General features: G+C 33.7%; 10 protein-coding genes. 5 read left to right on the forward strand and 5 right to left on the reverse strand.

Annotation, left to right across the window (positions count from 1 at the left end):
- Window position 1: 1 nt before the first annotated feature.
- From dnaK to GOY07_RS02160, 4 genes are all read left to right on the forward strand, one after another.
- Window positions 2-1,909, forward strand: a complete 1,908-nt coding sequence (gene dnaK, locus GOY07_RS02145) for a molecular chaperone DnaK (protein ID WP_175837870.1) — start codon at window positions 2-4, stop codon at window positions 1,907-1,909.
- 74 nt (window positions 1,910-1,983) lie between these two features.
- On the forward strand, window positions 1,984-2,295 hold the full coding sequence (locus GOY07_RS02150) for a BolA family protein (RefSeq protein ID WP_175837872.1): 312 nt from the start codon (window positions 1,984-1,986) through the stop codon (window positions 2,293-2,295).
- Complete coding sequence (metC, locus tag GOY07_RS02155) at window positions 2,270-3,475, forward strand: cystathionine beta-lyase (RefSeq protein WP_175837874.1); 1,206 nt, start codon at window positions 2,270-2,272, stop codon at window positions 3,473-3,475. The genes GOY07_RS02150 and metC overlap by 26 nt, the downstream gene beginning before the upstream one ends.
- An 11-nt stretch (window positions 3,476-3,486) precedes the next feature.
- Window positions 3,487-4,974 carry a Mur ligase family protein gene (locus GOY07_RS02160; RefSeq protein ID WP_175837875.1) on the forward strand — a complete coding sequence of 496 codons (1,488 nt, stop codon included), beginning with the start codon at window positions 3,487-3,489 and terminating at the stop codon, window positions 4,972-4,974.
- A 223-nt stretch (window positions 4,975-5,197) separates the two neighbouring features.
- Here GOY07_RS02160 and ispG read toward each other — a convergent pair whose 3' ends face one another.
- Together ispG and GOY07_RS02170 are read right to left on the reverse strand one after the other, a co-directional pair.
- Window positions 5,198-6,487 carry a flavodoxin-dependent (E)-4-hydroxy-3-methylbut-2-enyl-diphosphate synthase gene (gene ispG / locus GOY07_RS02165; protein WP_175837877.1) on the reverse strand — a complete coding sequence of 430 codons (1,290 nt, stop codon included), beginning with the start codon at window positions 6,485-6,487 and terminating at the stop codon, window positions 5,198-5,200.
- 3 nt (window positions 6,488-6,490) lie between these two features.
- A complete protein-coding gene (locus GOY07_RS02170; RefSeq protein ID WP_175837879.1) occupies window positions 6,491-7,054 on the reverse strand; it encodes a TRP75-related protein in 564 nt (187 codons plus the stop codon).
- A 392-nt stretch (window positions 7,055-7,446) separates the two neighbouring features.
- Between GOY07_RS02170 and GOY07_RS02175 the strand changes: the two genes are divergently transcribed.
- The gene (locus GOY07_RS02175; RefSeq protein ID WP_175837881.1) at window positions 7,447-8,802 is read left to right on the forward strand and encodes a phosphomannomutase/phosphoglucomutase; all 1,356 of its coding nucleotides are present in this window, start codon (window positions 7,447-7,449) and stop codon (window positions 8,800-8,802) included.
- A 278-nt stretch (window positions 8,803-9,080) separates the two neighbouring features.
- On the opposite strand, the gene GOY07_RS02180 is transcribed toward GOY07_RS02175, so the two are convergent.
- Genes GOY07_RS02180 through GOY07_RS02190 form a run of 3 tightly spaced genes read right to left on the reverse strand, consistent with a single transcriptional unit; the run spans window position 9,081 to window position 12,251 of the window.
- Window positions 9,081-10,298 (reverse strand): heme biosynthesis protein HemY, encoded by a 1,218-nt coding sequence (locus tag GOY07_RS02180; RefSeq protein ID WP_175837883.1) that lies wholly within the window; start codon window positions 10,296-10,298, stop codon window positions 9,081-9,083.
- Window positions 10,295-11,029 carry a hypothetical protein gene (locus GOY07_RS02185; RefSeq protein ID WP_175837885.1) on the reverse strand — a complete coding sequence of 245 codons (735 nt, stop codon included), beginning with the start codon at window positions 11,027-11,029 and terminating at the stop codon, window positions 10,295-10,297. The genes GOY07_RS02180 and GOY07_RS02185 overlap by 4 nt, the downstream gene beginning before the upstream one ends.
- A complete protein-coding gene (locus GOY07_RS02190; protein ID WP_175837887.1) occupies window positions 11,022-12,251 on the reverse strand; it encodes a lipoprotein-releasing ABC transporter permease subunit in 1,230 nt (409 codons plus the stop codon). Before GOY07_RS02190 ends, GOY07_RS02185 begins: the two co-directional genes overlap by 8 nt.
- Window positions 12,252-12,318 lie beyond the last annotated feature (67 nt).

Below are 12,318 nucleotides of genomic sequence, written 5' to 3' on the forward strand. Positions count from 1 at the left end.
TATGGGAAGAGCAATAGGTATAGATCTTGGAACAACAAATTCTTGTGTTGCAATACAAGGTAAGATAATAGAAAATAAAGAAGGAGCAAGGACTACTCCGTCTATAGTTGCATTTACTTCATCAGGAGAGAGATTAATTGGTGCTCCAGCAAAAAGACAAGCAACTACTAATGCAAGTAATACTTTTTTTGCTACTAAGAGATTAATAGGTCGTCAGTATGGTGATCATGAAATGAAAGGTCTGAATGTGCCATATAAGGTGTTTGCAGCAAAAAATGGTGATGCATGGATTAAAACAACAGATGGTAAAGAATACTCTCCTAGTCAAATTGGTGCTTTTATACTACAAAATCTAAAAGAGGCAGCAGAAGCTTATCTTGGGGAAGAAGTAAAGGATGCTGTGATAACAGTGCCAGCATATTTTAACGATTCTCAACGTCAAGCAACAAAAGATGCAGGGAAAATTGCTGGGTTGAATGTGCTTAGAATAGTTAATGAGCCAACTGCTGCGGCACTTGCTTATGGTCTTGATAAGAAGCATGGGCACACAATAGTGGTATATGACCTTGGTGGTGGTACATTTGACGTTTCAATACTTGAAATAGGTGATGGAGTTTTTGAAGTAAAAGCTACGAATGGTGATACCCACCTTGGAGGTGAAGATTTTGATAATGCAATAGTAAGTTATTTACTAGATGAATTTAAAAAAACTAATGGCATTGATCTAAAAAATGATCCAATGGCTATGCAAAGAATTAAAGAAGCTGCTGAAAAAGCGAAAATTGAATTATCAAGTGCAATGGAAACAGAAATAAATCTGCCATTTATTACGGCAGATGCAAGTGGTCCAAAACACTTAAATATGAAATTAACAAGGGCTAAACTTGAAAGTTTAGTAAATGATTTAATCGAAAGAACTATGGCTCCTTGCAAAAAAGCTCTTGAAGATGCTGGTTTATCTGCTAATCAAATTGGTGAAGTAGTGCTTGTTGGTGGTATGACTCGTATGCCAAAGGTAATAGAAAAAGTTAAAGAATTCTTTGGCAAGGACCCACATAGAGGAGTAAATCCTGATGAAGTTGTAGCAATCGGTGCTGCGATACAAGCAGGAATTGTTCAAGGTGATGTAAGGGATGTGTTATTACTTGATGTAACTCCGCTTTCTCTTGGTATTGAAACTTTAGGAGGGGTATTCACTCCACTTATTGAACGTAATACTACTATTCCTACTAAAAAATCTCAAGTATTTTCAACTGCAGAAGATAATCAAACGGCTGTAACAATTAAAGTATATCAAGGTGAAAGGAAATTGGCAGTTGATAATAAGCTGCTTGGTCAATTTAGTTTGGAGGGTATACCACCTGCTCCTCATGGAGTTCCTCAGATTGAAGTGACATTCGATATAGATGCAAATGGAATAGTACATGTTTCTGCAAAAGATAAAGCTACTGGAAAAGAGCAGAAAATACGTATTCAGTCTTCAGGTGGCTTATCTGAGAGTGAAATAAATCGTATGATAAAAGAGGCTGAGGAAAAAGCACAGGAAGATGAAAAACGTAAGAAATTTATTGAAGTGAAGAACCAAGCAGATAGCTTAATTCATTCTACGGAAAAGTCTCTAAGAGAGTATGGTGATAAGGTTTCATTAGAAGATAAATCTGCTATTGAAAATGCAGTTAATGAATTAAAAGCAGCTAGTAAATCTGATAACATTGATGACACTAATTCAATACAACAGAAAATTACTAATCTTTCTCAATTATCTATGAAGCTTGGCGAGGCTATGTATAAAGAATCTCAGCAACAACAGGGAAAAGAAAGTTCTGCTAGTTCATCAACAATGAATGAGGAAGAAAAAGTAGTAGATTCTGATTATCAAGACATAGATAATAAGGAAGAGAATAAATAAGAGTGTATTTTGTGCCAGCACTTGACGCTAGCATCTAGGGAGAAAGAGCTATTATTAACTACTTAGATGGCAGAATGGGTATCATTAAAACAATAGAAGAAAAAATACGTGGTTCAATAGATGTAATTAATATTGATATTGTCGATGAGTCCGTAAAGCATACAAGTCATTATTTTTCTTCATCTTCAACGCTACCTTCACATATCAAGCTAATACTAATATCTGACAATTTTACAGGAATGGATAGCCTCAAAAGGCACAAGTTGATTTATAAGTTATTAAAGAATGAGATAGAGCTAATACATGCAATTTCTCTTCACTTATATACACAAAGCGAATACAATTTAAAAAAAACAGAACGTGAAAGAGGAATCATTATTAGTTAAGGCAGGAAGAAAGTTTGAGGATTATAAAGGTTCTATGAATCCACCAATTTATCATTCTTCTACTATATTATTTCCTACTTACAAAGACTACTTAGATGCAGCAAATGGAAAAAGCATATATGATGTGGCAAATGATGATGTTATAAGAGACCATAGCTATGGTAGTGTTGGCACTCCCACCGTTCATTATTTTTCAAATGCACTTGCTGAAATTGAGGGTAGGGGACAAGCATTAATCTATCCTTCTGGATTGTTTGCACTAACTTTTACCATTCTGACTTTTGCTAGAGCAGGTTCGCATATTTTAATTCAAGATAATAGCTATTATCGACTTAAGAGGTTTGCTAAAAATGAGCTACCGAAAAGAGGAGTAGAGGTAACTTTCTATGATCCAACACAGGGTATAGCTAGTTTGATTCAGAGTAATACTGAATTAATAATGATTGAGACTCCTGGTTCTATAACGTTTGAGATTTCAAATATAGAACATATAGTGAAAGTTGCTAAGGAGCATAAAATTTTGACCGTTTGCGATAATTCGTGGGCTACTCCTTTGTTATTCAGGCCACTTGATTATGGTATTGATGTTGCATTGTATGGGGTTACGAAGTATATAGCCGGTCACTCAGATTTATTAATGGGAGCCATTATTGCTGAAGGTGAGGTTTTTAAATTGCTCTATAAAAACTGCAGGAATTATGGAGTTACTGTGCAACCATACGACTGTTACCTTGCACATCGAGGGCTAAGAACACTGCACATACGCATGAGGAAGCATCAAAGTACAGCAATGAAAGCAGCAAAGTGGTTAGAAAAGCATTCAAAAGTAAAAAAAGTCTTATATCCAGCACTTCCTTCCCACCCTCAACATGAATTATGGAAGAGTTACTTCAAAGGAGCAAGCGGCGTATTTAGTATAGTACTGGATAGAGAATATTCATGTGAGGAACTAAGCTATATGGTTGATCATATGAAAATTTTTAATATCGGTGCTTCTTGGGGAGGGTGTGATAGTTTGATATTACCAATAGATCGTAAATCTGTGTTAAGATCTGTAATGAATTCAGATTATAGTGGAAGTTTCGTGCGAATATTTTGTGGGCTAGAAGATCCTGAAGATTTAATTTCTGATTTGAATGCTGCATTAGCAAGGTTGTCATGTTTTGGGCTTTCAAGCTGATGATGTAGGAGATGATACTGAGAGCATTGCTGCATGATATTGGTAGTTTTCCTGTTATCCAAGTGTCAAGCACTGGGGTTCAGCAATTAGCGTTACACACTGGAACAATACTAGACAACTGCACTATTGATTTTAACCTTGAGGTTAAGGGTGTTACGTGTAACCCGAAGAAAGTTAAAGATGGTTATCTCTTTGTTTGTGTATCGGAAGAAGGTGAAAGATATGTAAGTATTGTAAAAGCTTCAGTAATAATAGCGAGTTTAAATGCAGTTCCAGCACATGGCGCTGAGATCTGTATCTTTTACCCCAATCCTCTAGCCATATATGGCAAAATAGTTAGCAGATTTTATCAATTTAAGCAGCTCAAATATGTTACTGCTGTAACAGGTACAAATGGTAAGACTTCAGTGGTGGAGTTTTGCCGTCAAATCTGGCAAAATGCAGGTTATAATGCAGCATCTGTGGGAACACTTGGAACATGTGTTAATAATGAAAGGGAAGATAATAACAACAGCCTTACTACTCCAGATGCAAATGATCTCTATTTCATATTGCGTGATGTGAATAGCAAAAATATAGAACACTTAGCATTAGAGGCTTCGAGTCATGGAATTGATCAGTATAGAATTCATGGATTAAAATTAAATGCTGCAGCTTTTACTAATTTCTCACAAGATCATTTGGATTATCATAAAGACGTAAGTAAATATTTCGAAGCTAAGAAAAGGTTATTTTACGAGGTACTGCCAGAAGGAAAAACGGCAGTATTAAATTCGGATATAGATGAATATTACGCATTACTCAAGATAGCTAAAAAACGTGGCAACAAAGTTATAGCATATGGAAAAATAGGATCTGACATTACTTTATTAAGACAGATTCCCACTTTTGATGGTCAGCATCTTATAATTAGAATTGGTAATGAAGTTTACAGTATGTTTTTTCCAGTTTTAGGGCAGTTTCAGGCGTATAATTTGCTGTGTGCAATAGGTATAGTTATTGCATCTAAGTTAGATTATCGTAAGATATGTATAAATAAACTCGTTTCTTTACCTGGAAGAATAGAAAAGGTAAAACCTTTTGCATTTGTAGATTACGCACATACTCCAAGTGCTCTTAAACAAACTCTATTATCTTTAAAGTGGCATTTCAATAAAAAAATAGTTCTGGTTTTTGGTTGTGGTGGGAATCGCGATCAGGCAAAACGTGCAGAGATGGGTAAAATAGCGAAGGTGTATGCAGACAGAGTAATAGTTACAGATGATAATCCGCGTGATGAAGATCCAGCAAAAATTCGTCACGATATTTTGCTATGTTGCTCTGATGCACTAGAGGTAAGGGATAGGAGAAAAGCTATAAAGAAAGGTATAAATATTGCCTATGATAAAAATATGATCCTGCTTGTTGCAGGAAAGGGACATGAAAAATTTCAAATTATAGAAAACAAAACTTTTGAATTTAGTGATGTTGAGATTATTAAAAATCACATTTTAATATGAAGCTGTAATCCAGAAAAAAGTGGAGAGACCTTGGTAGACGATAACTGAAGTAAGTAGGATAGCCAGGTTTAAGTGGACATTAAAAAGTGCAGAATAACATATATGTTGCGAATAAAAAGGAGCAAATCGTTCCCTCTTACAGTAGGAGTTAGTATAAGATAAAAGAAGAGTCATCGGGAAGAAAATGGAAATCTTTAAGCACAATTTTTGTATATTATAAATTTTATGTGTAATGCTCTTTTACATAATCATCGATAATTACCTTAAATTCTTCAAAGATATTATTACCCTGTAGAGTTTTAAAATACTTTCCATCTTTATAAACCGCTGAAATTAGTTTTTCTCCATATCCATGTAAGCTAATTCCCAAATTAGCATGTTTACTTTCTCCAGGCCCGTTTACGATGCAACCCATGACAGCGATATTCATGTGCTCTACACCTGGATCTTTTTTCTTCCATATTGGCATACGAATTTTTATATAATCATTTACTTCTTCAGTTAATATTCGAAAACGATCATTATTCGTACGTCCACAACCAGGACACGAATTAACCTGAGGATTAAAGTGACGTAAGCCTATAGACTGCAGTATTTCTTGGCACACTGTTACTTCATTGATTCGTGATTCGCCAGGACGTTGAGTTAAAGAAGCCCGTATCGTATCTCCAATGCCATTTTGCAATAAGTAAGTAAGCCCTGCTGTGGTATTTATTATGCCTTTGCTACCCATACCGGCTTCAGTTAAACCTAAATGCAAGGCGTAATTGGAAGATTTTGCAAGAGCCGTATAAACTGAAATTAAATCTTGTACTCTACTGACTTTACACGAAATAACTATTTTATCTGAACTGAGGCCAATTTTTTCAGCTTTTTGTGCACTATTAAGTGCTGACATTACAAGTGCCTTGCGCAATATAACATTAGAAGATTTTGGATTACTGGATAAAGAGTTCTCATCCATCAATTTTTGTAAGAGGTATTTATCAAGACTACCCCAATTCACCCCAATCCTAACTGGGATATTGTGCATTATTGTATACTCTATAACCCTTTCAAATTTTTTATCACGTTTATCGCCAAAGCCTATATTGCCTGGATTGATTCTAATCTTACCTAATATTTTGATGTTGTCTGGATAATCTCGAACTAACTTATCTAGCTCATACTGTCCACAGCCCACCAACATCTTACCATCAAAGCCTTCTTTATTTATCTCTTCTACTATATAAGGTACTGCTTTTGCTACTTCTTCTGAATTTAAAGCAATCCGCACCAGCTCTGAACCTGAATGTGCTAGTTCTATTATTTCTTTTGCATATTGCTTAGCACTGCTTTTTATATCATCAGAACCTATGTGTACACCAAGTGCCATAGATTGTATAACTATAGGATTATTTCCACCTATCTTTACTTGCCCGACTTTTACAACATAAGTTTTATGCCTAGGAGAAGGTAATAATTCAAATACTTCATTACCAAAATTATGATCTACTAGATCTCTACTTAACATATTTTAATCAGCGATACTTCCAAGTAAGTCAGAGTCCTTTGAACTAGCGTTATTTAAGTTGGCAATGGAATCATGTGAACAAATTCTTTTTGATGTAGTATTTTTTGTAGTAACATTTATAGGAGAAACTTTTCTCTCCTGCGTTGAAGTGACTTTTTTTCCTTCTTGTTGTTCACTTTCATATTGCTCCTCATCCTTACGTTGAGAAATTGGTCCTTGGTCTATGAATACGGCACCCTTTAAACGCGCAATATTGATGCCATGTTGATTTACCATAGCATCCTCTTTTTTTTCTTTTAGCTTCTTGGCCAGGGTTTCTTTATTTATGTTAATATTAGTTCGAACCTGTGACTTTTTTTTCTTCAAGAGTTCCCTACGCTTTTCATATAGTTTATATGACTCAGCAAAATCCTCATCTTCATGAAAGTTTACACCACCAGGATTACCAGGAGGTATATATTTTTTACTAAACTTTATTTTAGGTTTAGCTTCAGCATCTTGCACAACAAAAAAGCTGAAAAACAAAAACGCCAGTGTAGATAAAACTCCAAAAAAAAATCTAAGCATATAGTGCTATAGTAAATATTTACTTTTAAAGAATAGCAATTAACTTACTTTTAGTAAACCAGAATCTTTACTAACTTTATAATGAATAGACAATAATAGAAGAGAAGCCATACTGAAGTAAGTAAAATAGCGAAGTTTAAATGGAGCATTGAAATCAAAATTAAGTGCAGAATAACATATTATGTTGCAAATAAAACTAAATGGCTGTTCAAAAATAGCACTAACTGCATGGCTTCTTTTCTATTATTATCTATCTGTTCCTTAAATATTATTTTCCTTCCGTTATCTACAATGAAACTCTCTAACCTTTAACTAATTGTACGAGTAAATTAAAAAAGAAACTTGAGCGCTTGTCTGTAATACAGTATAGTAATTACTCTGAGCAGTATAGTATGGATAATACCATTATAAGAAAATACGATATTAGGGGTATAGTAGGTAAAGATCTGCAGATTAGTGATGGATACGAAATAGGCAGAAAGTTTGGCCAGACCGTAGCTAGTGTTTGTGTAGGCTATGATAGTAGAATAGATTCACCAAGTATAGAAAAAGAGTTAACTAAGGGCTTGATTCTATCCGGAGCAAATGTCATACGCATTGGACTATGCTCTTCACCTATGCTCTGTGCTGCAACTCAAATCACACAGGCAGATCTTGGCATTATAATAACTGCCTCCCACAACCCAAGCGGGTATAATGGCTTTAAATTTTTCAGTAGTGAAAAAGTTTACTCAGATCAAGAAACACAGGAAATTATAAGTAGTAAGGTTAAAAACAGCACAAAAATTGGAAGCTTAATTAACATAAATATATATAGTCAATATATTTACATATTAAAAAGTGCACTAAAGAACAATTCTACACGAAAATTAAAGATAGCCTGGGATTGTGCAAATAGCCCTGCAAGTGGAATCTTAAGGTATATTGAAACGTTCTTGCCAGGTCATACGCATATCATAATCAATAATTCTATAGATGGAGCATTTCCATCACATAACCCAGATCCCGTAGAAGAAAAAAATCTTGCTCAACTTATTGATATTGTAAAGCAAGATAAATGTGATCTAGGCATTGCACTTGATGGTGATAGTGATAGGGTGCGTTTGATTGATGATAAGGGCAGTATTGTTTCCAATGATCATTTATTTATGATTTTTGTACGTGAAGTATTAGAGGAATATCCGCGTAGCAAAGTTATTGCTAATGTAAAAATGAGTATGAAAGTGTATGATTTTGTTAATAAGTTAGAGGGACAAGTGGTTACCTGTGCTACTGGGCACTCACTGGTTAAGAAAAAAATGATAGAGGAAGGAGCAAAATTTGCTGGTGAATTAAGCGGGCATTTTTTCTTTTCTGAGCTAGGTTTTGATGATGGACTATATTCTGCTATTAAGGCCATTGACACTTTACTTAGACGAAGCCAAAGCTTATCTCAGATGGTTGAGGGTTTACCAAAGCTATATATTACCCATGAAGTGAAGATTATGGTTAAAGATGAAAAAAGATTTCAAATAATTGAGTTAATAAAGAAAATACTAGAGCAGCAAAATATTGCATTTTCAGATCTTGACGGTATTAAGGTAACTGGTAATGATAATAAAGGCTGGTGGCTCCTTAGGGTGTCAAATACACAAAACTGCATTACAGCAAGGTGTGAAGGAGATACATTAGAAGATTTTGAACTCACTAAAAAGATCTTGTTCCGTTATATTGATAAAGCAAGGTCTTTAGATTATAACCTTCCATAGAAAAAGTAAAATTAGATTATATGAATATATGTTTTGAGCAAAAACATTGCGATATTTAAGAACAAGAGAAACTTTTCTTATCAGGCATTGTATTAGTTGGCATAAGTTAAAAAATTTGGGGATTTTATGTCCAATTTGTATTACCTCTTCTTTTTCTTACTCACAATCAAACAATTCTACAATGTCACTAAAAATCTGTTTATTTGACCCAATGATACTATTAGTATAGCAGTTGAAACTGTTTCATAGACCTACACTCTAAGGAATTCACCACCAACCTAACTATAACACACATAATTAAAGCCATTGCAGCTTGAGCATTTATAATTCCACTGTTCTAGTTCTTTGTTACAATTCTTACACTTCCAGCACGGATCAGGCAAAGCTTCTGAGCTCATCTTATTCAACCAATGAATTGTCTGATCTTGCTCTTGTAGCAGAACTTTGAGCTGTACCATGATGAGATAAATTGACATGTAATTAGCTTTTTTTATAGCAGTATTTAGATATTGACTTGCAAGATCATATTTACCTGAATTAATTGAGGACGAAGCAAGTAAACAATAACTAAAATAATAATCTGGGCGTAAGTTATATAGCCTTTCAGCACCTTCACTATTCAAACCGATGTAAACTTTAGCTGATTGAGGAGTAGGATTTGCTATATACTCTGCCTCTAGCACTGCAGAAGCTTTTCTGATCTTCCCAAGAAGAATATACAACTCTGCTTTTAAATAATTGATAGGTTGAAAAGTTGCATAATAATCTTGTGCTTTAAATAAAGACTTCATAGCCTCTTTAAAATTTCCCTTGCTTTTATACTGTTTTGCCAAAGCACAATAAAAAACTGCAAGCATCTTTTTACGATCAAAGGGAAGAAAAATATTAAACTTAATAGCTTCTTTTAATCTAGAAATTGCATTGATCCAATCTTCTTGTAAAGTACAGCGTTCTATTTGAAAAGGAATAGATAGAATTTTTTCATTAACTGAACTAGAGCAATGCTCTATGAATTTTTGAAAGATTTTTCTTTCCTGTTTTAGGTGGGCAATCAGCTTGTTGGCTAGAAGTAGAGCCAAGTTACGATTTTTATTTGCAATATTCGTTAAACCATCACTGAAGAAGCTATAATTTCCTGTTTTACCTGAGTTAAAAATCTTTATTAGAGATAATCTATCATTTTTCTCATTTAGACTTTTAACTAGCTTGTGAGCATTTTCTATATTATCTAAATCTATGCTAAAAAATGCTTCAAAAAGAAACAATTCTTGTCTATCTCTTTTTCTATTTTTGATATTGGCAAATGTTAACAAAATGAAAGAAAAAAAGTGTGCAAGAATAATTAACAAAAACAATAAAACTATACAAGCAAAAATAATGAAATATAGATCAACACTTATAGTATAATTACCTAACTCTAACTTTACTGTTTCACCGCTCATCTTGGCGCATATGCCAAATAAGAATGAGAAAGTGAAAACTATAAAATAAATCATGAGATATATTGTAATAAGTGATGGTGTATTATTGAAATATTCTTAGAAGCTAAGATAAAGCTATTCAATTTATTAAGTAAAAGTTTAAATTCTGGGTTTGTTAAACTGCTTACTGCAGCAGCTGCACTTTGCCAATCATTATTGTTTACTGACTCCTCAATTTCCACGAATTTTGCCTTTAATGGGTCATTTTTATCTCGTATTTTTACCCAATTCGAAATGATTTTTTGAAAAAATGTGCCTTTATTGTAGTTAATACTAGCAATAGTTTTTTCAAAAGACAAACTCAATTCATGTAAAGTGTCTATCTCTTTCAAACCTTCTAATTCATTTACTGCATTCTCTATTTCTGGATCATCAAGTTCTAATATTAAAGATTTTATTGAATTTATATGGTTATCAAATTTTGCTCCTTGCAACAAAGAATTCTTCATCTTCACTACAAGCAACAGTAATTTTGCAAGATTCTTATATCTTGCACTACCATTACCTATTTGCTCACATTGAGCGAATAAACTTCTTTTAAAATCAAATATTTTTTTTTCTATTCTTGATTGATTAACTTCAAGCAACATCCTAAGCTCATTTATGCTCTCCGTCAAGACCTTTATTTTATTCTCACCCTCTTGTTGATTTACTTTAAAAAAAACTATGTTATTTATTGTAATATAACTAGTAAATAATAATATAATTAAGAACCAGCCTATGCATTTTTGCTGAGTATTATTCATAACGTAATATCTCCGCAGGATCTTGCATAGCTGCCTGTAATGCAGGAGCAACTGCTGCTAGAAATGATAAGAATAATGTAAGTGCGGAAATATTTACTACGTCTTGAGGGACTAATATTACTGGTAAACTTGAAAAAAAGTATATCACAGGATCGAGTAGCTTGACGTTAGTAATACTTTCTAAAAATACTCTGATATTTTCAATATTAAGGGAAAAAACAACACCTATAATACAACCAAGACAAGTCCCTGTAAAACCAATTAGTAACCCACAAATGCAAAATATGCGCATAATGCTTCCACTTGTTGCACCAAATGTGCGCATAATTGCAATCGCAGATTTTTTTTCTCGCACTATCATCATTAAATTCGAGGCAATATTGAATGCCGCCACAATTATAATCAAAGTAAGAATTAAAAACATCACATTCCTTTCAGTTTTCAAAGCATTAAAATAGTGGCTTTGTTGCAATTGCCAACTTTTAGCTTCCATTCCTGTTTCTTTTTCTATAGTATTTGCTATCCTATCAGCTTTAGTAACGTCGTCCACAAATATCTCTATGTTTCTTATACTATCTCTGTAGTTAAAAAAAGCCTGCGCTGGTTTTATGGGCATGTATATCAAAGTATTATCATACTCAAACATACCCATGTCAAATATGGCTACGACTTCATATTCTTTCATTCTCAGCATTTCACCAAGCAATGCATCAAACCCATCAGGTGATATAAGAACAATTTTGCCTCCATAATCAACGTTCAATACTTCCGCTAAGCGTGCCCCTATTATTACTCCTTTATCGAATTTTTTTACATCACCTATAATTACACTATTTTTAACAGTAGTATTATCAAGTAAGTCTTTAGCTGATATACCTCGCACTACAGCACCAACAATTCCGCCATTTGCTGTAATAATAACCTGATCATTGGTCATTGGAGTCGCTTTTAATACACCTGGAATTTTCCCAATAGATTCTAATACTGCATGGTAATCTGAATTTATGTTTCTATCAAAATAAACATTGATATGGCCATCAATGCCAAGTATTGAGTCAAGTAACTTTATTCTAAATCCGTTCATTACAGACATTACCACTATTAACGTTGCAACTCCAAGAGCAATACCAATAATAGAGAACAAAGTCATTACGGAGCAAAATTTGCCACTCTTTGCCTGCAAATAGCGAATAGCTATGGTAATTTCAAAGGCAATGGACATTATTTCTGGTTAAACATTATATTTTAAAGATTCATATAATCTTAGATTTCATAACCTTCTATATACA

Source organism: Wolbachia endosymbiont of Litomosoides sigmodontis (assembly GCF_013365435.1).
Lineage (GTDB): Bacteria > Pseudomonadota > Alphaproteobacteria > Rickettsiales > Anaplasmataceae > Wolbachia.

Excerpts from the sequence above, each read along its gene's own strand:
- dnaK (WP_175837870.1), top strand. The coding sequence starts at position 2 with ATGGGAAGAGCAATAGGTATAGATCTTGGAACAACAAATTCTTGTGTT.
- GOY07_RS02150 (WP_175837872.1), top strand. The coding sequence starts at position 1,984 with ATGGGTATCATTAAAACAATAGAAGAAAAAATACGTGGTTCAATAGAT.
- GOY07_RS02175 (WP_175837881.1), top strand. The coding sequence starts at position 7,447 with ATGGATAATACCATTATAAGAAAATACGATATTAGGGGTATAGTAGGT.
- GOY07_RS02185 (WP_175837885.1), bottom strand. The coding sequence starts at position 11,029 with ATGAATAATACTCAGCAAAAATGCATAGGCTGGTTCTTAATTATATTA.
- GOY07_RS02170 (WP_175837879.1), bottom strand. The coding sequence starts at position 7,054 with ATGCTTAGATTTTTTTTTGGAGTTTTATCTACACTGGCGTTTTTGTTT.
- ispG (WP_175837877.1), bottom strand. The coding sequence starts at position 6,487 with ATGTTAAGTAGAGATCTAGTAGATCATAATTTTGGTAATGAAGTATTT.
- GOY07_RS02180 (WP_175837883.1), bottom strand. The coding sequence starts at position 10,298 with ATGATTTATTTTATAGTTTTCACTTTCTCATTCTTATTTGGCATATGC.
- GOY07_RS02190 (WP_175837887.1), bottom strand. The coding sequence starts at position 12,251 with ATGTCCATTGCCTTTGAAATTACCATAGCTATTCGCTATTTGCAGGCA.
- GOY07_RS02160 (WP_175837875.1), top strand. The coding sequence starts at position 3,487 with ATGATACTGAGAGCATTGCTGCATGATATTGGTAGTTTTCCTGTTATC.